Raw genomic sequence first — 26,335 nt, 5'->3', positions numbered from 1 at the left:
TCGCTTTCCGGACGCTCGTCAGCGCTTGAACCGCGCGACCGCCGTGCGGTACAGCCCGCGCCATGCACGCTCGGGCGTGGTTCGGCGTCGGCCTGGCGCTGTTGATGGTGGCGTTCATCGCCGTCGTCGTGGTTCGCAGTCGCGTTCGCGGGCGGACGGCGACGCGCCCCACGCGATTCGACGCGCCCGCGGCGGCGGAGCCCCCGGCCCGCGCCGATGCGCCTTCGCGGCGACCGGACGAACCCGCCGAGCCGCAGGAGCCGTCGCCGCTCGACGATCCGCAGGCCCGCATGTGGGCGTCGGTCGACCTGAACGCGCTACAGGCCGAGCTGCCGGACAACATCTACTGGAAAATGGCCGTTCCCACGAAGGATCCCGCCATCCTCGAGGCGCGCGAGGCCGAGCGCGAGCGCTGGAACGTCGAGTACGGGAAGGTCCTCTCGAACACCGCGACCGCGGGAGAGGTCGATGCCTACTACGCCCACCGCTACAAGCTCTCGTCCGACTACGTCGAGCTGGCGACCCTCCTGTTGAACGACTACGGCGAGCGCTTGCCGCAGCGCGACGTGGCACTGCTCAAGCTCGCCATCGAGATGCACCTGGCGCGCCTGGAGGAGATTCCGCGCCAGATCGTGGAGGCGCACGAGCGCCGGGAGGCCCACGAGGCGGCGCGGCGCGACTGGCTCGAGCAACAGAAGGCGTTCGGGCAGCCCGTGCCGCCCGATCCCCCGGCAGATTTCCATTGATCAGCGGCACGCGATCGTGATAGCGGGCCCGAAACCGATTCATCGCGCGAGGCGTGAGCCTCGAGGGGGTGCGACGAATGAACGATCGGCGTGGTGTCCGAGGTTGGAAGGCCGGGCTGCTGGCGATCGCCCTGGCCGTGGCAACGCTGCCGCGCGGCGCGGCGGCGATCGGCATCGAGGACGTGGTCGACGGCGGGAACACCTACGCCTGGGTGCGCGTCGAGCTGCCGGGAACGTTCTGCAGCGACGGCTCGCAGTATCGCTTCTGGTACTACGACTCGCCGACGTCGAACAACATGGTCATCTCGTTCGAGGGCGGCGGAGCGTGCTGGGACTACCCGAGCTGCAGCGGGCAGGCGGGCATCCTCGGGGCCGCGCACCCGAACGGCATCCCGGCCGACTACATCACGTCGTTCGAGCCGCAGTACGTCTCGCCGATCGTGAACGGCGCCGATCCGGGCATCCCGGGCCGGCCGAAGAACCCGATCGTCACCAACGGCTGGGACGTCGTCTACATGCCGTACTGCACGGGCGACACGCACGTCGGCAACAACGTCGTCACGTACACCGATCCGACGGGCCAGAACCCGCCGATCGTGTTCCGCCACGTGGGCTACAACAACACGGTGGCGGCGATGAACTTCCTGCACACGCGCTTCCCGACCATCAACAAGCTCCTGGTCACCGGCTTCAGCGCCGGCGGCGTCGCGAGCGCGGCGGGCTACTACCAGGTGCGGCGAACCCTCAATCCCACCAAGGGCTATCTCCTCGACGATTCCGGACCGATCTTCCCGGCACCGAACTCGAGCTACAGCTCCTACCAGCTCCACCAGACCATCAAGACCGCGTGGAACCTGCAGTCGCTCTACAACCAGCTTCCGGCGTCGTTCAACCAGAGCAACTTCGGCAGCATCAACGGCGTCGTGGCGACGCAGTTCCCGGGCGACCAGATGGCGTACGCGGGCTACTCGAGCGACTACAACTTCTCGCGCTTCTCGTACGAGCGGTTCTTCCCGGGCATCACCAAGGCCCAGGTGCTGTCGCGCTGGCGCACCGACCAGACGAACCTCATCAACCAGATCAAGGCGTACTCCAATTGGAGCTACCACGTGCCGTGGGAGCGTCCGATCAACGACAGCCACTGCGTCTCGATCATCACCTTCATCGGCAGTCACGCGTGCCCGACCGTGCGCAAGAAGTACTGGTACGAGGTGCTCGAGTGGCCGTGGACGCAATCGTGGAAGTGCCCGAGCGGCTTCACGCCGTTCGAGACGTTCCTGGCCGGGTGGATCAACAGCAACCAGCAGCGCCGGATCGTCGAGCCCGAGAACTACTACAACGACGAGGATCCGGGCATGCAGATCGTCGGCCCGCTCATCAACGACGCGCTCGCCGGCGCCTGACCAGTCGACGCGCCGCCGGCCGAAACGGGGGCGATGCCCCCGTCGCGGCCGGCATGAGATCATTGCGCATCCGCTCGTCCGCGTCCGTCTCGCGTGCGCTGCTCGCGCTCACGCTCGCCGGCGCGTGCGGCGGAGAGCCGGTGGCGCCGCCGGCGCGCACGCCGCCCACGACATTACAGGCGCCGGCGGCGCCACACCGTCCGCTGGGCATGGACGAGCCCCGGAAGGCCCAGCCCTTCACGATCGACCAGCGCCTGCTCGACGCCGTCCGCCGCGGCGATCGCCCGACGCTGGAGCGCGCCCTCGAGCTCGGCGCCAGCGTCCAGGCGAAGGACGACCTGCAGCGCGGGTGCGTCCTGCTCGCCACCAAGGACGCCGGCGACCTCGCGCTCGTACAATGGCTCCACGAGAAGGGTGCCCCCCTCGACGACCCCGACGTCGGCGGTCGCACGGCGCTCGGCTTCGCGGCCGAGGGCGGGCGGCTGGATCTGGTCCGCTACCTCGTCGAGGGCGGCGCCGCCGTGAACGCCCGCGACGGCCAGCAGCGCACGCCCCTCTTCCATGCGGTGCTCGGCGATCACGCCGACGTGATGACGTTCCTCCTCGCCTCGGGGGCCGACGTGAACGTCCGCGACCAGTTCGGCGACACGCCGCTCATCGTCGCGTGTGCGAAGGGCTTCGGGGCGACGGCCACGCTCCTCCTCGAGCACGGCGCGGACGCGACGCTGCGCGACCAGGAGGGCCGTACCGCGCGCGAGCGCAGCGTGCCCGGCGTCGAGCCCTGTCTGCGCGCGGGGCCGCCCTGACGCCGAATGCGCGCCACGCCGATCGTCGCCGCCGTCGCGGGTGGCGTTCTCTACTTCCTCGGCTACATCGGCTGGGGCGTCTGGCCCTGTATCTTCGTCTTCCTCGTGCCGCTGTGGTGCGGGCTCGACGCCGTCGCGCACGAGGGCCTCGGCCGCACGCTCGTCCTCGGCCTCGTCTTCGGGCTCGCGGCGTACGCGGGCGGCTTCTCGTGGCTATGGTACCTCGTCGACGCCTTCCTCGAAGGCAGCCGCACGGCCGGCGCGGCGCTCTGGCTCGCGTACGGCCTCTGGTTCGCGGCCGGCTTCGCCGTCTACGCGGCCGCGTTCCGCGCGATCCGCCGGCGCGGGTGGTCGGTCGCGACGGCCGGCGTGCCGTCGCTCGTCGTGCTCGAGTGGCTGCAACCGGCGCTCTTTCCGGTGAACGCGGGCACCGCGCTGATGCCCGTGCCGCTCTTCGTCCAGACCGCCGACCTCGGGGGGCCGCTTCTCCTGACGGCGCTCGCGGGCGGCGCGAACGTGGCGTGCTTCGAGACCTGGGCCTGGTGGCGCGGGCGCCGGTCCCGGCCGCTCGGCACGTGGCTCGCCGCCGTCGCGACCGCGTTCGCCGTTTTCGGCTATGGAGTCGTGCGCACCGCCGACGTCGAGCGCGCGGCGGCCGCGGCACCCGCCTTCACCGTCGGGCTCGTCCAGCCGAACCTCGGCGTCATGGAGAAGCGCACGCAGAGCGTGCGCACGCACGAGGCCCACGTGATCCTCACGCGCGAGCTGCTCGCGGCGGGTCCGGTCGATCTCGTCGTGTGGCCGGAGACGGCCTACGTGCGCGGCCTGCGGCGGCCGCTGCCGCTGTCGGGCCGTCCCGTGCTGCAGGACCTCGCCGTGCCGCTGCTCTTCGGTGGCAGCTCGGTTCGCGAGGAGGACGGGCGGCGGCTCGCGACCAACTCGGCCCTGCTCGTCGGCGCCGACGGGATGATCCGCGACGTCTACGACAAGAACCTCTTGATCCCGTTCGCGGAGTACGTGCCGATGGCGGGGCTCGTGCCCGGCCTCGCGCGCCTCTTCCCGCACGTGCAGGCGTTCGACGCATCGACCGACACGCCCGCGCTCCACCTGGGATCGTGGCGGCTCGCGACGCCGATCTGCTACGAGGTCGCGCGGCCGGACTTCGTCCGCCGGATGGTCCGCACGTCACGGCCGCACGTCCTGGTGGCGCTCGCGAACGACGCGTGGTTCGGCGATTCGCAGGAGCCGTGGATCCACCTGGCGCTGGCGCGCCTGCGCGCCGTCGAGCACCGGCGCTTCCTCGTGCGGGCGACGAACAGCGGCGTCAGCGCGATCGTCGATCCGAACGGCCGTACGGTGGCCCGGACCGATCTCCTCGCGCGGGCGACGTTGCGCGGCACCGTGCGGGTGCTCGAGGGCGAGACGGTCTACGCGCGCTGGGGTGACTGGGTCGGGTGGGTCTCGCTCGCGTTCGTCGTGCTGGCTTTCGCCGTGCGGAGGTGATCGGCGTGGGCAGCCCGTCGCGGCCCTCGCAATCGGGGCGCCGGTGCCGCGCTACGCCGCAGGGCGGCGGATGCCCGCGTCCGCCTCGGCGCTCACGGCCGGCAGGCGCAGCGTGAACGTCGTCCCCTCGCCGGGCACGGAGTCGAATTCGACCGTCCCGCCGAAGTGGTTCATCACGAGGTCGCGCACGATGGCGAGCCCGAGACCCGTGCCGCGACCGGGCGGCTTGGTCGTGAACATCTCTTCGAAGACGCGCGCGCGATGCTCGAGTGCGATGCCACAGCCACGGTCGCGCACCGCGACGACGATCGTGCTCGCTTCCACGCCCAGCGTGATCTCGATGTCGCCCGTCCGGCCCGCGTCCTCGAAGGCGTCGACGCCGTTGCTGACGAGGTTCGTCAGCACCTGTCCGAGCTTGGTCGGATCACCCTGGAGGCGTGGCAGGCTCGCCGCCCCCGACACGCGCAGGCCGCAGCCCGCGGTCTGGACCTCGTGGCGCAGCAGAACCTCGGTGTCGCGCACCACCTGTCCGACGTCGAACGTCGACGTCGGGGCCGCGGCGTAGCCGCGCGTGTGGGCCTTCACGGCCAGGATGAACTGCGCCGCCTTCTGCGTCCATTGCTCCGCACGTTGCGCGACGGCGTCGAGCTCGCCCGCGATCTCGCGGTGGTCCGCCGGCGTGACCGAGGTGTCGCCGATCGCGTCGCGATATTCGCCGATGAGCTCGCGCGCCACCTTGAGGCTCGACAGCGTCGCGCCGAGCGGCGTGCTGACCTCGTGCGCGACGCCGGCGGCGAGGCGGCCGAGGGTCGCCATCTTCTCCGCCCGCACGAGGTTCTCCTGGCTCTGCTCGAGCTCGCGGTAGGCGTCGCCGAGACGCGCGAGCGAGTCGTGCAGCTCGGTGTTCGCCTGTCCCAGCTCCGCGGTTCGCTCGACCACCTTCTGCTCCAGCGTCAGCGTCAGCGCGTGCAGCGCCTGGTACGCCTCGGCGTGCCGGATCGAGAGCGCGGTCTGGTTCGCGAGCATGCGCAGGAACTGCGCGTCGTCGGCGGTGTAGTACTTCCCCGAGCGCCGCGGGCCGAGGGCGAGGAAGCCGATCAGCCGGTCCCCGAACAGCATCGGGACGACGATCTCGGCACCGTGCGTCCCGAGCGGAATCGCGCCGCCGACGGCGTCCGGATCGGCATACCAGGTCACGACGGTGCCGGACGCGAGCTGCCGCACGATCGGCGCCTCGGGGGCGACCGGTGCCGCCTCGCCCCACGGTGCGCCCTGCCCGCCGGCGACGCGATAGCTCCCGTCGGTGGCGGCGAGGTAGAGGGCGGCGGCTTCGACGTTCAAGGCGTCGTCGGTGCGCGCGAGCACGACCGCGGCGATCACCTCGACGTCGAGCGCCGAGCCGAGCGCCGCGCTCGTGTCTTCCAGGACGCGACGCGCGTTGTACGTCGGCCGGAAACAGACGCGGTCCACCACGCGCTGCACGCGGTCGCGTAGCGGCATCAGCAGGAGCACGACGGCGAGCGCGAAGTGGAGCGGAAGCAGCGGCGACGTCGCCGCCTCGCGCAGCAGGCCCGTCGTGAGGGCGATGATGAACAGGCAGAGGAGGGTCGTGAGGGCCGTGAGGATCGTGTAGTGGACCAGGCGCCGCACCACCGCGTCGATCTCGAACAGGTCGTGGCGGAGCGTCGCGTAGCCGAGGCCGAGCGGGAAGAGGAAGGTCGTGAACGCGGCCGCGTTCACCGGCAGGGCGCCGCGCGTGACGCCGGAGAGCGCGACCAGCACGGCCGGAAACACGACCCCCGGCAGGGCGGCCAGGATCACGACCCGGATCTTGTTGCGCTCGAGCGCGGAGCCGCGGCGGTAGGCGACGGCCATGCGGGCGGCGAACACGACGCCCACGAGGCCGATGTACAGGTAGCAGAGGTTCCCGAGCCGCAGCGATTGCGGGAGGTCGAAGAGCACGAGCTGCGACGCGACCGCGAGGGCCGCCGACACCACCCAGCCGAGCCCGATTGCCCAGCTCCGCCACGCCTGGCCGCGACGAGCAGGGAAGACGAACGCCAGATGCGCGAGCGCGGCCGGGAAGAACGCCTCCGCGGCCATGTGGATGCGCAGGATGCCGGGCGTCGAGCCGTAGACGCCCGCCGCCGAGAGCATGAAGGTCGCCGTCGTGAGCCCGAATGCGAGCAGACCGCGAGACGCCGGCAGATCGGGTCGCAGGAGCCACACGGCGATGCCGATCAACCCGAAGACGAGCCCGTTCAGGACGAAGGCGCCGAAGAGCAGCAGCACGTCGCCGCCGCTGAACGGGAGCGACTCGATCGTGCTGGTCCACGTCCGGCCGTCGCGACGGAACGTGTACGCGACGGGCGAGCCCGCCGGTCGCGCAGCCACGTCGGCGTAGACCTCGCCGTTGGCCGACACGGCGCGCCCGTCGACGGCGACGACCTCGGCCAGGAAGAGCGCCTCGGACGTCTGCGTGGGCCATCCGGGAAGCGACGCCACCGGCACCAGCCGGTTCGGCAGGACGAGGAAGCCGGGGAACGTCCGACCCCACCAGCCGACGGCGTCGATCGACACGGCGGCGGCGATGGCGAGGATCGCGAGCCCGAGGGTCATCGCTACCGCCCAGTGCCACGGGCGGCGCCCGCTTTGCCGGTCGGGTCGCGTCACGCGAGCCTCCGTCCGGCGCGTGTGGCCACCAGCGCCGCGAGCACGCACGCCTCGGCGAAGAGGTCGCCGACCACGACGTACGGCGTGACGCCGGAGAGCGGCGTGACGTCGGCGGGCAGGACGTCCGCCACGCCGGCGCCGAGCACGGGGCCGACGAGACCGGTCGGCGCGATGAACCCCGAGATCCCGGTGGTGGCGGCGCGCAGCACCCACCGCCGCGTCTCGACCGCGCGGAAGACGGCCATCGAAAAGGTCTGCGTCGCCTCGGCGGCGCCGTCCGGATCGGCCCAGGCGTCGTTCGAGATGTTGACCAGGAGCTCCGCCCCGCGGCGGACCAGCTCGCGTGCCACGTCGGCGTGGAGCACTTCGTAGCAGATGAGGACGCCGAGCGGACCCCGCGGGTGGGGCACCGGGATGGCTTCGAACCCCGGCGCGAACGTCGCGGTGGGACCCGCGAGCGCATCGAGACCCGCCGGTGCGTACTCCGCGAACGGCACGAGGCGCATCTTGTCGTAGCTGCCGAGGACGCCGTCGCGACCGATCGCGTAGGCCGCGTTGTGCATCGTGCCCGCCGCATCGTCCTGGCGAGGGCCGCCGACGAGGATGACGCTACCCGTCTCGTCGGACAGCGAGCGCAGCGCGCCGAGCGGCTCCGCGTCGCGGTCGAGGTAGAAGCTCGCAGTGTTCTCGGGCCAGACGATCAGCTCGGGGCGGCGTCCGGCGAGACCGCTGCGCGTCAGGCGCAGATAGGCCTCGAGCGTCTCCGTGCGCCGCAGTCGCGACGGCTGGCGCGCCGGGCCGCGGTTCGCCTGCACGAGCGCCACCGGCATCGACGTCCCGTGCGGCGTCGAGAACGCCGCGAGACGCCACGCGCCGTAGCCCGCGAGCCCGAGCCACAGGAGCCCCGCGACGGTGAGCGCGGTGATCGCCGGACGCCGGCCGGCACCGAGCGGTCGCAGCAAGTCGGCCGTGGCGAGCGCCGTCCATGCGCACAGAAACGACAAACCATAGACGCCCGTCAGCTCCGCGACCTGGATCAGCGCGAGCCGGCGATAGAACGCGTGACCGAGCAGCTCCCACGGTAGGCCCGTAAAGGCGTTGGCGCGAGCCAGCTCGACCGCGACCCAGAGCGCCGGGATGCCGGCGTAGGCGAGCGGGCGGCGTCCCTCGACGAGGAGTCGCGTCGCGCCGTAGCCGAAGAGCGCGAACGGCAGTCCAGCCACCGCGAGGTAGATGCCGCCCGCTCCCAGCACCGCCGACGTCTCCGAAAGGAGAAAGAACCGCTCGAGCATGCCGGGCACCCACCAGGTCGTTGCGGCCGCGAAGGTGAGCCCGAACACGAGTCCGACGCCGAACCCGGCGAGCATGCGCCGGCCGCGGAGCGCGAGCAGCAGAGGCACGAGCGCCACCGGCGCCAGGACATCCAGCGACCAGGGAGGAACGGCTGCCGCGTAGAGGACCGCGGACAGCACCGCCGCGGCGAAGACGATCATGACTCGGCGAGCGCCGCGCGTTGTAGGCTGAGGGTGAACACGCGGCCGGCGCCCGGGGCGCTCGCGACCTCGATGTCGCCGCCCATGAGCAGCGCCAGCTCGCGCGCAATCGAGAGACCGAGCCCCGAGCCACCCTTGCCCGTCGTCGGCTCGTGGACGAAGGGCTCGAAGGTGGTGTCCTGCGGCCGCTCGCCCGCGCCGGGACCGTCGTCCTGTACCGCTACGAGCACGCGATCGCCGCACTCCTCGGCCAGGATCGCGACCTCGTTGCACGTGGCCTTGGCCGCAGTGACGAGCAGGTTGAAGAGGACGATGCGGAGCTTCGACCGCTCGGCCACGACCGCCGGCACGCCGGCGAGCTCCCAGCGCAGCGACACTGGACGATCTTGCAGAAGGCCGGTCGCCGCGCGCTCGACGTCCTCGCGCAGGCTCTCCAGGCTCACGCGCCCGAGCTGGACGGCGATCTCGCCCGCCGCGAGCCGCGACATGTCGAGGCAGTCGTTCACGATGTCGCGCAGCGCCTCGGCGCTGCGGCGCATGCGCTCGAGCACTTCGATCGACTGCGGCGTCTGCGGCCCGCACGCTCCGTCGATCAGCATCTCGCTGTAGCCGAGCATGATGTTGAGCGGGGTGCGCAGCTCGTGCGAGACGTTGGTGAGAAGATCCGACTTGAGGCGCTCGACGCGCGTCACGTTCTCCAGCTGCGCGTGCGCCTTCATCGCGACGTCGACCCAGAGGAGCAGCTTTTCGGGGCCCTCGGCCTTGTCGTGATACCCCTGGATGTCGAGCCGGCGCATCATCTCGCGCGGCGGCTTCTCGCCGGCGTAGCCCGTCTGCAGGATCACCTGGATGCTCGGGTCGAGCCCGCGGATGTGGCCGACCAGCTCCTCGCCCGTCATGCGGGGCATCAGGTAGTCGACGAGCGCCACGTGGACGCGCTCGACGCCGAGGAGCTCGAGCGACTCGGGCCCGCTCGCGGCGGTGAGAACGCGGTGGCCTTCACGCTCGAGGAGCAGGCGGACCGAATCGAGCGTATCGGGCTGGTCGTCGACGACCAGGACGGTGCGTGCGTCGGCGGCGGCGGTGCTGCGCTTGCGGGCCATCCCCCCTGCCCTCCCCGGTTTCAGAGAATCGGATCGAGAATCGACGGGATCAGCCCGCCGTCCGACCGGTCTGCGGTCCCGGCGGTCGGCGTGGTCGTGGTGGGCGATCCGCTGTTCGGCGAGCCCGGCCCCGAGTTCGAGCTGCCGGGTCCGGAGTTCGGGCTGCCCGGTCCCGAGTTCCCGCTCGTCGGGTTCGGGTCGGTGGCGTACGGGTTCGGCGTGCGCATGGTCGAGATGCGCAGGCGGATCGCGTTGAGACGCGTGCCGCGCAGGAGGCGTGCCGGATCGAGCTCGCTCACGTCGACGGCGATCACGATGTGGTCGTGGTCGAAGTGCGGCGTCCCGTCCTCGTGCCAGTAGTCGTGGTCGACGTCATCGGGGACCTGCACCTTCGTGCCGCCGGTGTGGTGGGCGTTCTCCCAGGTGTTGAACTCGTGACGCCAGTAGCGGATGCGGCTCGCGTTCCCGGTGTTCGACGCGTCCTCGTCGTTGGCGTCGAACAGGCGCCAGCCGAACTTCGCCTCGTCCGGAACGTCACGGAGCGAGCCGACGTTGAAGCCCTGGATGTTCCAGCCGGTCACGCCGCTCGCGAAGAGGGGCAGCAGCACCTCGGTCATGCGTACGTCGACGAGCGTCTCGTTGCGGACCTGATGCACGTCGAACGCGAAGAAGATGTGGCCGTCGTGGCTCATGGCCGTCGTGTACGGGACGTCCACGTCCGACATCGTCTCCGAGAGCACGATCGGCTTGCCGATGACCGTGAACTCGTCCTGGCTGATCGTGAGGACGGGCGCGCCGGGGCGGCGCGGATCCACGACCTCGATCCGCGACGGCCCGTAGTGGAGCCTCTTCGGGAGCTTCACGCGGAGCTGCGTGCGGAGCGGGAGCGGATTCGCCGGGTTGAGGGGATTGAAGTCGCCCTGATCGCGGGCGCGGATGGCAGTGGCGGAGGCGCTGGCGTCGAGCCGCGGCCGCAGCAGCGCGCCCAGACGGCGGAACCGATAGAAGTTGACGGTGTACCGGCTCCCGAGCTCGAAGCTCTGGGAGAAGAGGATGATCTCCGCGCCCGGGTAGCTGAAGTCCGGGCGCACCGCGACGTTCGCGGCCGGTGGCGGTTTGTCGCACCCACAGTAGGCCGCGCTCGCCGGTGACGATCCGGCGACGGCGAGGGCGATCGCCAGCATGGCGGCTGCGTGGGTGAGTGGGTTTCGCATCGTCGGCTCCTGATCGCGCCGCGCGTGCGGAGCGCAGAGGACGGGGAGCAAGCTGCGTACCGGTGCGCCCCACGCGGAAACGTGCGGGTTCCGTGGGACCTGGCGGGCGGGCGAGCACCTGCCGCAGCAGGGGCCACGACGCACGCTGACACAGTGACACAGCGCCGTCGCACGACACGGCACACGTGGGCGCCGGCGAACCCCTACTGGATCCGCTTCGTGCGCGACGCGAAGAGGAGCGCCATGCGGCGCACGGCGGCCCGCAGGCGCGGCCAGCGCCGGAGACCTGCGTCGATCTGCTCGACGAGGCGGTGGTGCAGCGTGCCGAAGCGGTGCTCGAGCTCGGCGGCGCGCGCTTCGGCGGCGTCGGCCCGCGCGGTCGCGTCGGCGAGCGCGGCCCGGTTGCGGTTCCATTGATACTCGAGGTAGCGGGCGCGGTCTTCGACCAGGACGGGCGCCTCGCCGCCCGTGGCGATCACCTGCCGGATCGCGGCCTCGAGCGGCGGGTCGTCGGCCGTCGCGTGCAGATGGCGCAGCAGGTTGCGGTAGGCGTACAGCAGCTCCGGCCCCGGGGAGACCGCGGCAAGCGCGTCGACGTCGAACGGCACGTCGAAGGTCGTGCACCGCCCGAGCGCGCCCGCCATGCGCAGCGCCGCCATGGTGCGGAGGCACTTCTCGCAGCGCCCGCAGTTGAGGGTGGGCTTGGTGCTCGCGTAGCACACGCGCAGGTGGCGGAGCGCCGTGTCGGACGCGGCAATGCGCGCCACCTTCTGCGGCCGCATTCGCGCCAGGCCGTCGTGGACGATCTCGATGTCGTCGCTGCTCCAGAGCGGGTCGAGCAGCGGGTGCGACCCCCACGGAAAGAGCGACGTGTAGCTCCAGGTCGACGGGATGTAGATCTTGTGGAGCCGCGGCGCGAGCAGGAGCGCCACGCTCGCGAGAAACGAGCTGATGTAGTGCAGGTGGAACGACACGTGGGAGTCCGCGAAGCTCCAGACGTTGGTGTCGATCTCGATGAGGGGCTTCCCGAGCTCGGCGGCGGCGCTGCGGACGACCCGGATGTGCGCCGCACGGGTCTCGGGATCGAGGAGCCGCGGCTCGTAGGCGTACACGAAGACGAGCGCCGTGATCTCGTCGCGATGCGACAGTACGCTGTCGAACGAATCGACCCCGCACGAGAAGAAGCACCCGATGCCGCGATCGTCGCCCGTCGCCGCCACGGGCGCGGCTTCGGCGTCGACCGCGACGCGCCGGAACAGGGGATCCCACGCACACAGGACGTCCGCGACGTCCGGCAGGCTCGCCAGCAGGCGGCCCGAGATCGGCAGCGCGGGGCGCACGTTCGTGGCGGCCCGGAGTGCGGGCACGAACGTCGCGGCGACGAACGGCTCGCATCCGCTCGCGATCGGGCCGGTCGAGGCTTCGTACCAGAGGCGATGGGACGACGGCCCGAGGGTGACATCGGTCGTCGTCCTCGGCCCGGCACCGCCGGCGGTGACGGTGGGGCGTCCGATGCGGAGCTCCGACATGGCGGACCGCCGCGTTCGGTAACACAGGAGGGGCGGGTTGCACCACGGCCGCGACCACTGCTCTTCGTCCGCGCGCGCCGACGCTGGCTCACCGGCGCATCAGAACGTCAGCGACACGATCGCCGACGTCGGCGTCCGGTCGGCGTCGTTCGCCCCTGCGGGCTCCTCGCGCTGCGCGTCGAGATACGTGAACAGGTGGACGACGACGCGGGTGCGACCGACGTTCGACGCCCATTCGTCGCGATTGATCCGCTCGTCACGATCGGTGTCGAGCGCTTCGAAGTCCGCCCGCGCCTCGGGGGCCGTGTCGAACTGCCGCCACTCCGCCCAGCTGACGCTGCCGTTGCGGTTGGCGTCGAGTCGCGCGAAGAGGTCGGAGTCCGAGAGGCCGTCGTCGAACGACCCGCGGTGATGCCGGTCGCTCCGACCCGCGGACGCAGCGGCGCCCGCCGCTCCTGGTGCGACGAGACCCATCCAGGCGGCGACGAGGGTTGCGACCACGACCGTCCCGATGCGCCTCGACATTTCAGTCTCCGTTCTCTCCCCTCCGTCGATGAGACGTCTCGCGTGGACGCCGGATTCAGCGCGATGCAGGTGGCGCGATGCCTCGGGCACGACGCCCGGCTTGAGAGCCGAGCGGGCCGCTGACACACTCGATGCGATGGGGAGCGAGCGCCGGCCGCCGGGTCCGTCGTACTGGACGCCGTTCGGCGCCGAGCGCGTCATGCGCCGCGACCCGCTCGCCTTCGTCGCGGCGCTCGCGCGCGAGTACGGGGACGTCGTCTGCCTCGGCCTGGGCCCCATCCGCATCTACCTCCTGCACCATCCCGACGCGGTGAAGCACGTCCTGCAGGACAACAACCAGAACTACGTGAAGGGGCCCGTCATCGGCCGCGTGAAGGTGCTGATCGGCGAAGGGCTGTTCACGAGCGAGGGCGACTTCTGGCGCCGCCAGCGGCGGCTCGCACAGCCGTCGTTCCATCGCGAGCGCATCGCCGGCTTCGCCGCGACCATGGTGCGCTGCACCGCCGAGCGCCTGGAACGGTGGGTGACGCCGGCTCGGCGCGGCGAGACGCTCGACATCCTCGCCGAGATGAACGCGCTCACGCTGACCGTCGTGGGCGAGACGCTCTTCGGACGCGACCTCTCGGGCGAGGCCCGCGAAGCGGGACGCGCGCTGGCCGTCGCTCTCGAAGTCACCGCGCACCGGGCGATGTCGTACGTGGTGTCGCCCATCTGGTGGCCGTCGGCGCGCAATCGCGCGTTCCGTCGCGCGATCGCCACGCTCGACGCCGTCGTCTACGACATCATCGACGGTCGACGCCGCGCGCGGCACCAGGGCGCCGATCTCCTCGGCATGCTGATGGCGGCGCGCGACGAGGAGACCGGCGAGACCATGAGCCGCCGCCAGCTCCGCGACGAGGTGATGACGTTCCTGCTCGCCGGTCACGAGACGACCGCCGTCGCGCTCTCCTGGACCTGGTATCTCCTCGCCCGGCATCCCGAGATCGCCGAGCAGGCGCGCGCCGAGGTGCTCTCCGTGCTGGGCGATCGCGCGCCGACGCTCGCGGATCTGCCGCGGCTTCCGATGGCGCGCATGGTGGTCGAGGAGGCGATGCGTCTCTACCCGCCCGTGTGGGGCATCGGCCGCCAGACGATCGGCCCCGACGAGATCGGCGGCTACGACATCCCGGCCGGCGCGCTCGTGAACCTCTCGCCGTGGGTCACGCATCGCCATCCAGACTTCTGGCCCGATCCCGAGCGATACGACCCTGAGCGCTTCCGCCCTGGCGTCGAGCGCAATCGGCCGCGCTTCGCGTACTTTCCGTTCAGCGGCGGGCCGCGCCTCTGCATCGGCGAGGCCTTCGCGCTGATGGAAGCGCAGCTCATCGCCGCGATGACGCTCCAGCGCTATCGGCTGACGCTCGCCGATCCAGCCGCGATCGTCGAGCCCGAGCCACATCTCACATTGCGACCGCGCGGCGGCGTCGCGATGCGCGTCACGCGGATCGAGCCCGCGGCGCAGCGGCGCGTGAGCTAGATCCCCTCAGGTCGGCTCGTCCGGCTTGATCGCGTCCTTCCAGAGAGCCGTCGCCGAGCGTCCCTCGGCTTCGGCCTGTTGCTCGAGGTTCTCGCGGACGTGCAGGATGAGCTCGCCGATGTGGTCGCGGACGGCGTTCAGCGGCATGAGCAGATCGGTGAGGGCGGTCTGGCTGCCGAGGTCGCCCGCGGCGAAGCGCTGGAGCGCGTCGGCCTTCAGCTCGAGCACCTCGCGCTGGAGGGCGGCGAGCGGCTCGAGCTCGAGTGTCGCCGCCAGCTCGAGCGAGGACACCCGGCGTTCGATGTCGGCCGTCCGCAGGAGATAGGACCCGAACATGCGGTCGCGCGACCTCTGCGCGCGCTGCCGGACCCATTGCCAGAAAAAGAGCGTCCCACCCGCCAGCGGTCCGATGACGCTCACGTAGTTGCTGAGGCTGTTCACGGTCTCCTGGGTGACGAACGGCTGGTCGCGCCGGATGTACGCGAGCGTCCCCGCGTGGCGGTCGAGAAGCGGCGCCACTGCGAACACCGAGCGGTCGAGCGGCGGGTACGCCACGCGGGCGATCCGCGTTCCGAAGAGCGTGTCGAGGACGAGCTCGACGACGGCGGGCGATACGGCGTCGTTCGCGGTGAGGAGGAGCCGCGCACCGAGGGTGTGCAGCGGCTCGGCGGGAATGGGTGGATCGATCTCGTACATGAAGGCAGGAATCACCGTGTCGACGAGATGCTGGCGCTGGACGCCGCCGAGGTCGTCCTTGCCACCATCGTCGGCGATGAGCGAGTTCAGTCGGAACGCCTCCGCGAACGGCAGTGCCACCAGTCGATATCCACCGTCGCGCACGAGGTCGATCGCGATCTTCGACGGCACGGTTCCGAGATGCGTGACGGCGTCGGGCAACACGGCGGGATCGCCGCGCTCGGCGAGCACGAGCAGTTCGTCGCGGTCGAGGTGGCGGGCGACGTACCCCTTCCCGTCCGGGGCGTCCGTGGGGGTGATGCCGGCGAAGGCGAGAACGGCCAGAGAAAGCTTCGCGTTCGCAGCCTCGACGGGCCCGATGTCCACCGTGTGACCGCGCAGGGCGGCGAGGCTCCGGCTCGCCGCGTCGGCCAGCTCGCTCTTCACGAGCAGGTGGAGCGCCTCCACGTACAGCGGCGCCACCTCGCGGACGTGTTCGAGACCCGTCGTACTGCTGAAGTCGGCGACCAGCGCGAAGTCGATGATGCCCCCGTCGACCTTCTCGAGCGCCTCGACGGCCGTCGACGTCTCGACGAGACGCGCATGCAGCCCGCGCGCCGCGAGCGCGGCGACGAGCGTGCGCGCCATGGCGGCACGCGTCGTCGCCAGCGATCCGGCCGTGATCGTGATCGACGGGAGCGGTCCCGGCGCCCGCCCGAGGACGATCGCGACGGCGGCACCGATGGCCGCGAGCCCGAGCAGCAGCAACAGCAGCGAGCCGCGCTGCCGCGACCACTCGAGGGTCGGGGTCTTCATGCGGGGGCGCTTCACGATCGGCCGTCGAGCCACCCGGCGCGCCAGCCACGCGGCTGCTTGCTTCGATCCGCATCGAGCAGCGCAACCAGGCGCGGTGGTGCCACCTCGCGATACGCGTCGGCGACCAGCCCCGCGATGATGCGCCAGTCCGGCTTGCGATCGATGCGAATACCGATCCAGCCGAGATGCCCCACGTAGGGCGGCCGGAAGAACTGCTCCGGGTCCTCCTCGACGAGGCCCTCCTGCACACCGGGGCGCGCCGGCAGCCACACCGCGACGTGATCGGCGCCGTGGTGGTGCGTATCCATCTGCGCGAAGATCTTGCCCGCGCGCCACGTCGCCTCGCCCCATGCGATCTTCTCGGTCGCCTCCGGCAGCGCGAGGCAGATCGCGCGCAGGCGCTCGATCGCAGCCGCCTCCGCCTTGCTCTTCGGCAGCTTTCTCGGGTGGCGGGAGACTTTCGGCGCCGACCGCTTCCGCTTCGCAGTTCGGGGACGCGTTGGCATGCGGACCCACTCGTACACCACCCCTCGCAACGTCGTCGAGCGGCGTGATAGACGCCGCACATGCGTCGCGCCCTTGTCCTTCTTCTGCTCGCGGCGGCGTCGGCGGCGCTCGCGTCCGACACCTACAAGGACGGCTGGACGCCGAACACGATCCGCGACGCCGTCGGCGCCTGCACCGATGCGCTCGTCGACGGAGCGTGGGAAAACACCAAGCGCGACCAGGGCATCGATCCGAAGCGCCAGATGACGCCCGAGCTCCGCAAGCAGCTCGAGCCGCAGATCGACGCGTTCCGGCGCCTGTGCGACTGCACCGTGCGCGAGACGGCCAAGAAGTACGGCGCCAAGGACTACGAGCGGCAGAGCGACGTCGTGCAGCGCTACACCGTCGAGCTCGTGCAGCGCGGCACCTGCAAAGGTCCGCAGTAGCGGCGACGGGCTGTTCGCCGGGGAAATCTTCCGCGGCCCTCGGCGACATTTTCGTTGACGGCGGTGGGTAGCCGTGCGACGGTCCCCCGGACCGCCGCGCCCCAGCCATGTCACGTCGTTTCCGCTTCATCCGATACGTGCTCCTGCCGCTCGTCGTCGCGCTGGTGGGCCACGCCAGCGGCGCACGTGCGATCGACGATCTGGACCTCGACCGCTTGCTCGCCACGACTCTCGAGCGTGCCGGCTTCACGGGGCGCATCCAGGAAAGCCTCGAGACGCGCCTCGGCCGGCCGATCGATCCGAAGCTGGCGGATCTGGGACGGCTCCTCTTCTTCGACAAGATCCTCGGCCTGCACGACGACAACTCGTGCGCCGGCTGCCACGCGCCCGCCTTCGGATTCGGCGACTCGCAGCCCATGGCCATCGGCGTCCAGAGCAACGGCGTCGTGGGGCCGCATCGGACGGGCCCGCGCAATCAGCGGCGCTCGCCGATGATCGCGAACACGGCCTTCTATCCGGCGCTCATGTGGACACCGCGGTTCGTCGCCCTCTCCGGCGATCCCTTCGATCCGTCGCTCGGCTTCCGCTTCCCACCGCCGGAGGGAATCGTCACGGGCGTCCCGACGCTCCTCGCGGCGCAGGGCTCGCTCCCGTCGACCGAGCTGGTCGAGATGGCTGGGTTCCACGGCATCGCCGCGAATCCCGGACCATTCGGTCCGCGCCACTTCCAGTTCGACGACGGTCTCGGCGAGACCCTGCCCGCCCCTGACGCGACCGGCTTCCACAACTTCCCCATCCAGGCCGCCGTCGACGCGCGTCTCAACGCGATCCCCACGTACCTCGAGAAGTTCGGCGACGTGTTCGGCGGCGGCGCACCGCTCGCGCCCGGTGCGATCACGATCGACATGCGGCGCCGCGCGATCGCCGAGTTCCAGACGAGCCTCACCGCCGCCGATGCACCGCTCGATCGCTTCGCCCGAGGGGAGACGGGCGCGATGACGGCGAAGCAGAAGCGCGGCGCACTCCTCTTCTTCGGCAAAGCCAAGTGCGTCGCGTGCCACGCCGTCGCCGGACCGTCGAACGAGATGTTCAGCGACTTCCAGGCGCACCGGATCGGAGGACCGCAGCTCGCGCCCGTGTTCGGCGTCGGCACCGGGGACACGATCTTCGACGGCCCGGGCGAGAACGAGGACTTCGGCTTCGAGCAGACCGAGGGCGATCCGGCCGTGCGCTACATGTTCCGTACCGCGCCACTGCGCAATCTGAGGAAGGCGCCCGCGTTCTTCCACAACGGCGCCTTCCACACGCTGGAAGCGGCGATCCGCCATCACCTCGACGTGAGGACCTCGCTCCGCCGCTACGACCCGGCACGCAACAGCGTGCCTTCCGATCTCCACCTGGGGCCAACCGAGCCGATGCTCGCGGCCGGCATCGATGCGCGCCTGCGGCGGACGCTCCTCCTAACGAAGGACGAGGTCCACGAGCTCGTCGACTTCGTGCGCGACGCGCTCTTCGACGAGCGCGTCGACGACTTCTGCCGCCAGATCCCGGCGTCGGTCCCGAGCGGTCGTCCGCTCCAGGAGTTCGAAGGCTGCGACTGACGCGTCAGCGGGCGAAGAGCGTCCGCAGCCAGGCCCATAGGCGGTTCTTCACCTGGACCGCGGCCGGGCTCGGGAGGCGCTCGGGCGGCGCCGATGCCGCGTCGCCGACGGCTCGCAGGACCCCTACCCCGATCTCGCCGTCGGTGACGTAGCGGTCGCCCTCGCCGTTGCGTCCGTTCAGCGTGGGACCGATGCCGCTGACCTCGTAGGTCGTGACCAACCTTCCCGCGGCGGCGAGCCCGGCGAGGAGACCGTCGCGTTCCGCGTCGATGTCGGGGCCGATGTGGTGCGTCACCTGCCCCGTCAGGTGGGAGAGGCCGACGCTACGATCGAAGGTCGCGGAGCCGAGCCAGACCGGGCGCTCGCTCTTGATGTCGTCGTCGCGCCAGAAACGCACGTGATGGCGCTCGCGGGCGCTCGTGCCGACGGGCAGCTCGAAGGCGAGGTCCTGGCGCCGGCCGAAGAGATAGAGGTTGCTGACGGGCGCGTCGGGATCGCGGCGATCGAGGAGCACGCTCTCGATGATCCCGACGCTCGAGCGTAGCGTGATCGGGTCGGCGGGGTGCCACCCCGCCGCTCCCATGGCCGAGATCAGCTCGGTCTGCGTGCCGATCAGCGCCACGTTGATGGGATCGCCGGGGATGTCGTCGCCCGTCCGCGTGACGTAGGGCGCCGTGGCCAGGGCGGGATTGTGCTCGTGGTGCTCCCAGAGCGCCGGCAGGACGACGTAGGCGAGGAGCGCCCAGACGAGGACGACGGCGGCGAGCGCGCGAGCGAGGCGTGCCACGGTCGTCCACTCCTAACGAAGCGCAGCCGTGGTAGGCAACCGGTGCGTCACGACGCAGGAGGCAATTCTGCCTTGACGTCCCCGACGATCGACCCGATCGTCGCCGCGCACGCGGTCGAGATCTTCTTCTTCGGGCTCTTCGCGCCCGCCGCCTTCGTCGCCTTCGCCGCGCTCGCATCGAGAGAGCGCCGCGCGCGCTTCATCAGCTTCGTGAGCGCCTTGCCCGATTTCCCGGACGCATTCCCGAACAGCGTCTTCGCCGTGACGAGCCTGCCGCGAAGCTGCTTGTCCACCTTCGGCGGGATCGTCTCGGCGCCGCAGAGCGGCGCTGCGAGTGCCGTCTCGAGCAGACACGCGGCGCGGGGAATTCCGGTGAGGCCCGTGCACGCCGCGCCCGGGTCGAGCGTGGTCGTGGTGGTCGCGCCGGGCGCGAGCGTCGTGCCGGCGATCGTGGTCGTGCTCGTCGTCGTCACCGAGGCGTCGACGCAGAGCACGTTCAGGAGGTGACACTGGCGGCAGAGGACGCAGGCCGGCTGCTGCGGCGGGATGACGGACGACCCGGTGCAGCCCAGGCCCTTCAACATCTCGTCGTCCGTCACGGGACAGTCGCAGTCCTCGCCGGCGTCGACCTCGCCATCGCCACAGGTGTCGGGTCCGGGCGGAAGCGTGGTCGACGTCGACGTCGACGTGCTTGTCGTCGTGTAGGTCGGCAGCGTGAGCGCCTCGTAGACGTGCCCGCTCGCACCCGTGACCGCATGGCCATCGGTGTCGGTGATCTCCATGGTCGCCGTGTTGAGCGCATCCGACCACTGATCCCAGTCGCCACCGTAGAGGTACGAGACGACGCCGCCCGAGGCGAGGATGCCGATGGACATCCGGACCACGATGGGTTCGCCGACCTTGACGTTGACCGTCTTCGGGATGTCGAAGGGGCACGGATAGTGGAGCGTCCCGTGCACGACGTCCGTGTGGTTCACCTGCGAGTCGAAGTAGCCGAACTTCGGGTTCTGCGCGTATCCGTCGGGTGTGAAGAAGAACGCGGCGATGGTCGTGTCGGTGTAGAGGGTCAAGTAGTTGGAGGTCTCGTTGCAGCGGAGGCGGAGCCGGAAGTTCAGCGTCGAGGCGTCGCCGGCGTTGGTAGCCGCAGTGGTCGGCGGCGGAGTCACCATGTCGACGAATGCCGCACCTCCGATGTGGGCGGCCGTCGCATAGTAGGGGTTGTTGGCCATGATGAACCCGGGCGGGCGATAGGCATGGGGCGAGATGCCGGCCAATGCCTCGCCATACGCCCGAATGTAGCCGGGCCCTACCTCGCCGAAGCCGATGACACCGCCGTACCCGATGAAACCCTGCTCGAAGCCTGCCGGACCGAAGAGGAACCCGTCCCACTGCGCGCAGCCGTAGTAGTACGCCTTGCGGCCGTTGCCGACGTCGATGAGGTATCGAAGCGTCGCCGGGATCGTCTCCTCCAGCTGGAAGGGATAAGGCCGGACCGCGCAGTACGAGTCGTCGAAATTGACCTCGACCGTCGGGTCCACGGCGCGCGCCGGTACCGCGGCGAGAACGATGGCTGCGACCAGGATCAGGCTCTTCACGATGGAGACCCCGGCGGGGACTATCCACCCACCGCGCGCGATGACGCAAGACGTTCACGCCGCCGCAGATCCCTACGCTCCGCGCGTCGGATCCTCGACCTTCGTCGATCAGAGCGAGATGCCGACGAGCCGGCCCGCGCCAGCCGAGATCGCCATCGCGAGCCCCCCGCCCACGACCACGCGCAGCGCGGCACGCACGCGCGATGCCCCTCCCGCTTGCGCGCCGAGGGCGCCGCAGACGACGAGCGCGAGCATCGCGAGACCGACCACGAGCGTCATGCGCCACCCGTCGTCCGCGAAGGCAGCGCCCAGCGGAACGATCGCACCCGCCGCGAACGACGCGGCCGATGCCAACGCCGCCTGGAGCGGGTTCGCCCGGTTCGTCTCGGTGAGCCCGTAGCGGACGCGCGCGACGGCCCCGACGGGATCGGCGGTGATCAGCTGGCCGGCGACGCGGCGGGCCAGCGTCGCGTCGACGCCGTGATCCTGGATGGTCGCCGCGAGCTCGACGAGCTCCACGTGCGGATGGTTCTGCAGCTCTTCGCGCTGGCGCGCGATCAAGGCGTCCTCGAGGTCGCGCTGCGAGCTGACCGAGACGTACTCCCCCGCCGCCATCGACGCAGCGCCCGCAACCAGCCCGGCGAATCCCGCCGTCAGCAGCGCTCGTGACGAGGCGCCCGCAGCGGCCATGCCCACGAGCAGCGATGCGGTCGAGACGATGCCGTCGTCGGCTCCCAGCACGGCCGCGCGCAGCCACCCCATGCGACCGAGCTCCGCGGCACCGGCGTCGGCGACGACCTCGCTCATGCCGCCCAGTGGCCGATGACACGAGCGCTGGACGTGATCTGCGCGCCGGCCACGAGGCGTGCACGTCTAGGACGGTCGCGTTCGGTCCGTCAAGGCTGGGCGGCGTGCCGAACGGCCGACCCGACCCCTCGACAGCAAGAATACGGTCGACTACATGGACCCGGCATCGGTCACACAAAAGGGGGGATCATGGCGCACGCGTCGTCGCTGAGAACTGGGCGTCTCCTGATCGCGCTACTCGCCGTCACGGCGTTCGCCGCGGGATGCGCAGCTGGACCCTCGGGGAAAACGGCGGCCGGCGGCCCGACGCCGCAGTTCCTCACCGTCCCGCAGCTCAACAACCTCCTCCAGATGGGAACGCCCCTCGGCGTGATCTTCGGCAAGATCGACGGGTCGGGGACGATCTATCGCCTGACGACCCAGCAAGAGAAGGATCTCCGCGCGAACGGGATGCCGGCCTCGCTGCTCAGCTACATCGAGCAGGGCTACCAGCACGCGATCCTGGTGAACCCGGAGCTCGCCAAGTCCGACGAGAAGTGGAAGGAGATCGACGGATACTGGTACGGCGGCACGCCCGCCGGCTGGCCGCGCGACTGGGTCGTCGGTGCGCCGGCCCCGGGGCAGCTCCTGCGCTGATCCCGATCTACTTGCAGGCGAGCGTGAACGACCAGGTGATCGTCTGCCCGCCGGCCGTGAGCGACGCCTGGTAGGCCGAGCCCTTCCGCAGGACGTCCTTCGGAATCAGGACGACCGCGTTTCGATTGTCGAGGGAGTCGCCCGGGCTGGGGAGGAGGATGCAGTGGTCGACGGCGGCGCCGTCGCGCATGAACGACGACGCCGTCACGGTCGGCGTCACGCCGTGGGGGAGCTGGACGATGAGGGGAAGCCCCGTCGGCGCGCTGTAGCCGGCGCAGCCGGCCAGCGGGTCCGGCAGCTCGGTGCCGTCGTAGCGATCGAGCGTCACTTGCGAGCCGTCGCCCGGGAAAACGATCGGATACGGTGTCGAGTCGGGGCCGGTGCGTCCCGAGAGCACGTCGAGCGCAGCCGCGCTCTGGATGTTGCCTGAGGAATCGTGCGCGATACCGAAGCCGACCGTCGCGAGGCGCGGATCGAGAATGCCGATGGCGTGGTACGGGCCGCGCATCCACAGGTCGATCGGTCCCGTTTCGGACAGCGTGCCCGTCGACGACGCGGCGACGTTGCTCTTGCTCGCCGCGGTCGCGCCCTCGGGCGTGTAGGCCGGTTTGGACGGGTCCTCGGTGTGGGCGAGCACGTCGTTCCGCACGGTGTACTGCGCATGCTTCATGTCGCCGTCGGAGAGGGCCGGGTCTTCGGTGACCGCCGGCAGCCCGGCGTTGCTGCGGTAGAGGTTCACGGCTGCGAGCCAGTCGCTCGCGCCGGACGCGTTGCAGTTACCCGACCCCCCGCCGCCGCCCCCGCTGCCACATGCGGCGGCGCACGCCTTGAACGCCTGCTTGCACGACTTCTTCGCCCCCGCCCTGTCGGTGCGAGCCGCCTTCATGCAGGTGCTGCGCTCGGGCGGTGTCGGGAGGGCCGCGCAGGTCGTCCTGGCGGTCGCGAACGCCCCGTTCGCGGCCGCGATGCAGGTCTTCTTGGTGCTTTTGCACGCGACCTTGCACGGATTGGCCGCCGCTGCCGGGATCGCGAGGCCGATCACCAGGAGGGCGGCCACGATCGCGGGCTTTGCCATCCGCTCCAGCACGACAGGGTCTGCACCAAGTCGCAAGCACAGCCCCCCTTGCCCGCCCGACATGCCCCAGAATGTCCCGTCGACGCCCGATCGTCCAGGCCCTCCCCCCTCCCGGACCGGCGCCGAAGCATTCGCCACGGATCGCGCGCGGGGGGTCCCCCGAAGATTTCGCGCGCAACCTATTGCTCGTCTGTGGTGTTTGGGGCACTGGAGGAATCGGTGATGCGCAGCGCACTCATTGGAATCGGGATGCTGGCGGCGGTGGTGCTGGCCGCGCCGGCTCCGGCCCACGCCAACAACGTCTCCGTGGCAATCGGGCTCCCGGGGTTCGGGTTCTTCTTCGGCAACCCCTACCCGTATGCGGCTCCGGCGTACTACCCGCCGCCTGTCGCCTACGTGCCGCCGGTCTACTACGGTCCCGCCTACTATCCGGCCCCCTACTACGGATACGGATACGGCTACAGCGGACCCTACATCTACGGCTCGTACTTCTATGGGCGGTCGTACCCGCGGTACTACGGCGGGCACTACGGCGGGCACTATGGCGGGCGGCCCTATTACCCGCGGGCGGGCTATCGGCCATACGGTGGCTACGCGGGCGCTCGTCCGGCCGGCTACCACGGTCATCGCGGCCGCTAACTAGGAGCCGGTCCTGCCCGGCGTTCCAAGCCGGTCGTGGAACTCGAGGAACGCCCGCGTGAGCCCCGCCGGATCCTCGACCTGCGGGTAGTGGCCGATCCCCGGCAACAGGACGACGTCGGGATTCGGGACCAGCTCCCGATAGCGATCCACCATGTGCGCCCCGGAGACGGGATCCTCGGGACCGTCGATCACGCGCAGCGGAACCCCCGTCGTCTGCAGCACCCCGACCCAGCGTTCACGATTCCGGCGCCGCTCCTCCATGTAGCCGATGAGCTCGTGGGCGATGCGCGCGCCGTCGTTCTCGGCCGTGAGGCGCCAGAAGTCGTGCAGATCCTGCGCGCTGGGCTTCGTTCGCGGGCCGAAGACGCCGGCGAGATTGCGTCCGAACGAGCTCTCGCTCGACAGGCGCGCGAGCGCCGCGCCGAGGGGGCCCGCGAGCAGCTTCTGCACCCGTGTCGCGCGGTGTGTCTCCGGAAAGAGGCCGCCGTTCAGCAGACACGCCGACTCGACGACCAGCGCATCGTCACCACGCGCGCGGCGCTCCTCGTGTCGGGCCAGTAGCTCCTGGGTCACGGTGTCCCCGTAGTCGTGCGCGAGGATGTGCACGCGACGGATGCCGAGTCGCGCGAGCAGCGCCTCGTGGACGTCCGCCTGCTCGGCCATCGAGTACGCGTGCGGATGGGGCTTCGCCGAGAACCCGAAGCCCAGCATGTCGAGGGCGACGACGCACGCGAAGCGCTCGCAGAGGGCGTCCCAGACGAGATGCCAGTCCCACGACGCAGTCGGGAAGCCGTGGATGCACACGAGGGCGGGACGCGCGGCCGGGTCGCCGGTCACACGATGGAAGATCGCGTGACCACCGTGCGAGAAGCACCTCCCCGCCGCGCGCCAATCGTCGAGGGTCGTCATGGCGGTCAGAAGGCGAGGTAGCGCCGGCGCGCTTCCCCTTCCGTGACGCGCGGGACCCGGATCGACCCGCCGGGTTGTTCCTCGCCGGCCAGCGGATCGACGTAGTCGCGCCCCGCTGCTTCCGCCATCGGGTCGAGATCGTAGGCGGCGATGATGAGCGCGAAGGAGTCGGTCAGGCCGCGAAACCAGTGCACGTTGCCACGATCGGCGGAGATGGCCGAGGTGTCGCCGGGGGAGCAGAGGCGATCGACCGTGGGCCGGAGCACGAGGTGCATCGGCTCGTCGTGCAGGCGGTCGTACTGCCGGAGGTGAACGCTGCCCTGGAGGATCAGATGCATGCTCACCATGTTGTGATGGCCGTGCGGCACGACGGCGTAGCCCTGCCGGATGTGCGAGACGATCGCGGAGAAGGCGAATCCCTCGAGCCCCGGAGACGGGACGAGCGAGAGATGCTCCTGCGGCTCGTCACCCTCGAACAGATCGACCGACTTGACGACGCTGTCGAAGTGCGTCGCCCGAAGGACGTCGGCCAGCGGCACGCGTCCCGTGACGCGCTGGAGGCGCCGCCGCCAGACGCGCGACGTGATCGCACCCTGCTTCACACCGGCGCTCAACCGCTGGACGCGGGAGAGCCACGCGTCGATCCCCGAGGACCCGGGATCCCCCAGCGCCGTGTCGATACCCAGCAACGAGGCGCCGCAGAGCGCCAGCATCGCGCGCGACGCGTCGATCAGGAACGTGCGCCGCGAGACGTCGTGCCTCATCACCCCTTCGCTTCGAGCAGGATCCGGACCGTGGTCTTCTATCCGCGTTGCCATACCTCGACAAGCCGCGTCGCGACGCTTGACCCGTCGCGACGGCTCCCGCGATACAACGGCGCCGTGACCGACGAGACGGGAAGCGATCGGCGAGCACGCACGCGGTGGCGCGTCGCGCTCGCCGCGCTCGTGCTCTTCGTGTCGACCGGCGCCCTCTACCGGCTCGCGAGCGCGCCGGCGCTCTCCAACGCGTCCGACCCGCTGCTGATCGTGCCGACGAGCTTGAGCCTCCTCCACGACGGCGACCTCGATCTCTCCGAGTTCGGCACCGCGATCGATCCCACCTTCTACGGCGTCGTCCTGCTGGATGGCCGGCCGTACAATCGCTACCCGGTGGGCACTTCTCTCCTGGTCCTGCCCATCGTGTGGGCTGCGGACCGGCTGCTGCCCGCGACTGAAGCGCCCATGATGCGTGCGCAGTGGATCGCGTCGATCGCGGCCAAGGTGCTGGCGGCCCTGTCGGTGGCGCTTCTGTTCGTGCTCCTGGTCGAGCTGACCGCCCGACCGTGGCTGGCGCTCGCGCGCGCGCGG

24 protein-coding genes are annotated in these 26,335 nt (G+C 70.7%); 10 read left to right on the top strand and 14 right to left on the bottom strand.

What is annotated here, in order from left to right; translation table 11 throughout:
• The first annotated feature begins 62 nt into the window (after window positions 1-62).
• The 4 genes from VMS22_09830 to lnt (VMS22_09815) all read left to right on the top strand — a co-directional run bounded on the left by VMS22_09830 (window position 63) and on the right by lnt (VMS22_09815) (window position 4,458).
• Window positions 63-746 carry a hypothetical protein gene (locus VMS22_09830; protein ID HXJ34321.1) on the top strand — a complete coding sequence of 228 codons (684 nt, stop codon included), beginning with the start codon at window positions 63-65 and terminating at the stop codon, window positions 744-746.
• 77 nt (window positions 747-823) lie between these two features.
• Window positions 824-2,149: a pectin acetylesterase-family hydrolase gene (locus tag VMS22_09825; GenBank protein HXJ34320.1), complete on the top strand. Its 1,326-nt coding sequence runs from the start codon at window positions 824-826 to the stop codon at window positions 2,147-2,149.
• Window positions 2,150-2,202: 53 nt separating this feature from the next.
• A complete protein-coding gene (locus tag VMS22_09820) occupies window positions 2,203-2,955 on the top strand; it encodes an ankyrin repeat domain-containing protein (protein ID HXJ34319.1) in 753 nt (250 codons plus the stop codon).
• A gap of 6 nt (window positions 2,956-2,961) precedes the next feature.
• Window positions 2,962-4,458 (top strand): apolipoprotein N-acyltransferase, encoded by a 1,497-nt coding sequence (lnt, locus tag VMS22_09815; protein ID HXJ34318.1) that lies wholly within the window; start codon window positions 2,962-2,964, stop codon window positions 4,456-4,458.
• 51 nt (window positions 4,459-4,509) lie between these two features.
• On the opposite strand, the gene VMS22_09810 is transcribed toward lnt (VMS22_09815), so the two are convergent.
• The 6 genes from VMS22_09810 to VMS22_09785 all read right to left on the bottom strand — a co-directional run bounded on the left by VMS22_09810 (window position 4,510) and on the right by VMS22_09785 (window position 12,995).
• On the bottom strand, window positions 4,510-7,077 hold the full coding sequence (locus tag VMS22_09810) for an ATP-binding protein (GenBank protein ID HXJ34317.1): 2,568 nt from the start codon (window positions 7,075-7,077) through the stop codon (window positions 4,510-4,512).
• A gap of 50 nt (window positions 7,078-7,127) precedes the next feature.
• Window positions 7,128-8,624 (bottom strand): apolipoprotein N-acyltransferase, encoded by a 1,497-nt coding sequence (lnt, locus tag VMS22_09805; GenBank protein ID HXJ34316.1) that lies wholly within the window; start codon window positions 8,622-8,624, stop codon window positions 7,128-7,130.
• Window positions 8,621-9,727, bottom strand: coding sequence for a hybrid sensor histidine kinase/response regulator (locus VMS22_09800; GenBank protein HXJ34315.1), 1,107 nt, complete (start codon window positions 9,725-9,727; stop codon window positions 8,621-8,623). The genes lnt (VMS22_09805) and VMS22_09800 overlap by 4 nt, the downstream gene beginning before the upstream one ends.
• Window positions 9,728-9,747: 20 nt before the next feature.
• The gene (locus tag VMS22_09795; protein ID HXJ34314.1) at window positions 9,748-10,941 is read right to left on the bottom strand and encodes a hypothetical protein; all 1,194 of its coding nucleotides are present in this window, start codon (window positions 10,939-10,941) and stop codon (window positions 9,748-9,750) included.
• A gap of 203 nt (window positions 10,942-11,144) precedes the next feature.
• Window positions 11,145-12,470, bottom strand: coding sequence for a hypothetical protein (locus VMS22_09790; GenBank protein ID HXJ34313.1), 1,326 nt, complete (start codon window positions 12,468-12,470; stop codon window positions 11,145-11,147).
• A gap of 99 nt (window positions 12,471-12,569) precedes the next feature.
• Window positions 12,570-12,995 carry a hypothetical protein gene (locus VMS22_09785; GenBank protein HXJ34312.1) on the bottom strand — a complete coding sequence of 142 codons (426 nt, stop codon included), beginning with the start codon at window positions 12,993-12,995 and terminating at the stop codon, window positions 12,570-12,572.
• Between the two features lie 136 nt (window positions 12,996-13,131).
• Here VMS22_09785 and VMS22_09780 point away from each other — a divergent pair, with 136 nt between their 5' ends.
• Complete coding sequence (locus VMS22_09780; protein ID HXJ34311.1) at window positions 13,132-14,511, top strand: cytochrome P450; 1,380 nt, start codon at window positions 13,132-13,134, stop codon at window positions 14,509-14,511.
• Between the two features lie 6 nt (window positions 14,512-14,517).
• Here VMS22_09780 and VMS22_09775 read toward each other — a convergent pair whose 3' ends face one another.
• Together VMS22_09775 and VMS22_09770 are read right to left on the bottom strand one after the other, a co-directional pair.
• Complete coding sequence (locus VMS22_09775) at window positions 14,518-16,002, bottom strand: hypothetical protein (GenBank protein ID HXJ34310.1); 1,485 nt, start codon at window positions 16,000-16,002, stop codon at window positions 14,518-14,520.
• An 11-nt stretch (window positions 16,003-16,013) separates the two neighbouring features.
• Entirely contained in the window at window positions 16,014-16,508 is a 495-nt protein-coding gene (locus VMS22_09770; GenBank protein HXJ34309.1) for an MmcQ/YjbR family DNA-binding protein, read from the bottom strand.
• 60 nt (window positions 16,509-16,568) lie between these two features.
• Here VMS22_09770 and VMS22_09765 point away from each other — a divergent pair, with 60 nt between their 5' ends.
• Complete coding sequence (locus VMS22_09765; protein HXJ34308.1) at window positions 16,569-16,934, top strand: hypothetical protein; 366 nt, start codon at window positions 16,569-16,571, stop codon at window positions 16,932-16,934.
• A 107-nt stretch (window positions 16,935-17,041) separates the two neighbouring features.
• Window positions 17,042-18,535, top strand: coding sequence for a cytochrome c peroxidase (locus VMS22_09760; protein HXJ34307.1), 1,494 nt, complete (start codon window positions 17,042-17,044; stop codon window positions 18,533-18,535).
• Between the two features lie 4 nt (window positions 18,536-18,539).
• Here VMS22_09760 and VMS22_09755 read toward each other — a convergent pair whose 3' ends face one another.
• From VMS22_09755 to VMS22_09745, 3 genes are all read right to left on the bottom strand, one after another.
• Entirely contained in the window at window positions 18,540-19,322 is a 783-nt protein-coding gene (locus VMS22_09755) for an LssY C-terminal domain-containing protein (protein ID HXJ34306.1), read from the bottom strand.
• A 47-nt stretch (window positions 19,323-19,369) separates the two neighbouring features.
• Window positions 19,370-20,917: a hypothetical protein gene (locus VMS22_09750; GenBank protein HXJ34305.1), complete on the bottom strand. Its 1,548-nt coding sequence runs from the start codon at window positions 20,915-20,917 to the stop codon at window positions 19,370-19,372.
• A 108-nt stretch (window positions 20,918-21,025) separates the two neighbouring features.
• Window positions 21,026-21,724 (bottom strand): VIT1/CCC1 transporter family protein, encoded by a 699-nt coding sequence (locus tag VMS22_09745; GenBank protein ID HXJ34304.1) that lies wholly within the window; start codon window positions 21,722-21,724, stop codon window positions 21,026-21,028.
• A 189-nt stretch (window positions 21,725-21,913) separates the two neighbouring features.
• Between VMS22_09745 and VMS22_09740 the strand changes: the two genes are divergently transcribed.
• Window positions 21,914-22,360: a hypothetical protein gene (locus tag VMS22_09740; protein ID HXJ34303.1), complete on the top strand. Its 447-nt coding sequence runs from the start codon at window positions 21,914-21,916 to the stop codon at window positions 22,358-22,360.
• 7 nt (window positions 22,361-22,367) lie between these two features.
• Here the strand turns inward: VMS22_09740 and VMS22_09735 are convergent, their stop codons facing one another.
• Window positions 22,368-23,435, bottom strand: a complete 1,068-nt coding sequence (locus VMS22_09735; GenBank protein HXJ34302.1) for a CAP domain-containing protein — start codon at window positions 23,433-23,435, stop codon at window positions 22,368-22,370.
• A gap of 222 nt (window positions 23,436-23,657) precedes the next feature.
• Between VMS22_09735 and VMS22_09730 the strand changes: the two genes are divergently transcribed.
• Window positions 23,658-24,074: a hypothetical protein gene (locus VMS22_09730; protein ID HXJ34301.1), complete on the top strand. Its 417-nt coding sequence runs from the start codon at window positions 23,658-23,660 to the stop codon at window positions 24,072-24,074.
• Here VMS22_09730 and VMS22_09725 read toward each other — a convergent pair whose 3' ends face one another.
• Together VMS22_09725 and VMS22_09720 are read right to left on the bottom strand one after the other, a co-directional pair.
• Window positions 24,075-24,986: an alpha/beta hydrolase gene (locus VMS22_09725; protein HXJ34300.1), complete on the bottom strand. Its 912-nt coding sequence runs from the start codon at window positions 24,984-24,986 to the stop codon at window positions 24,075-24,077.
• A 5-nt stretch (window positions 24,987-24,991) separates the two neighbouring features.
• Complete coding sequence (locus tag VMS22_09720; protein HXJ34299.1) at window positions 24,992-25,750, bottom strand: hypothetical protein; 759 nt, start codon at window positions 25,748-25,750, stop codon at window positions 24,992-24,994.
• A 117-nt stretch (window positions 25,751-25,867) separates the two neighbouring features.
• Here VMS22_09720 and VMS22_09715 point away from each other — a divergent pair.
• A partial coding sequence (locus VMS22_09715) for a hypothetical protein (GenBank protein HXJ34298.1) occupies window positions 25,868-26,335 on the top strand: 468 nt, incomplete at its 3' end.

It is taken from the genome of Candidatus Eisenbacteria bacterium (genome assembly GCA_035577985.1).
Lineage (GTDB): Bacteria > Desulfobacterota > Binatia > DP-6 > DP-6 > DATJZY01.
The sequence above is the reverse complement of the archived record's forward strand: the minus strand, read 5'-3'. Positions and strand labels throughout refer to the sequence as shown.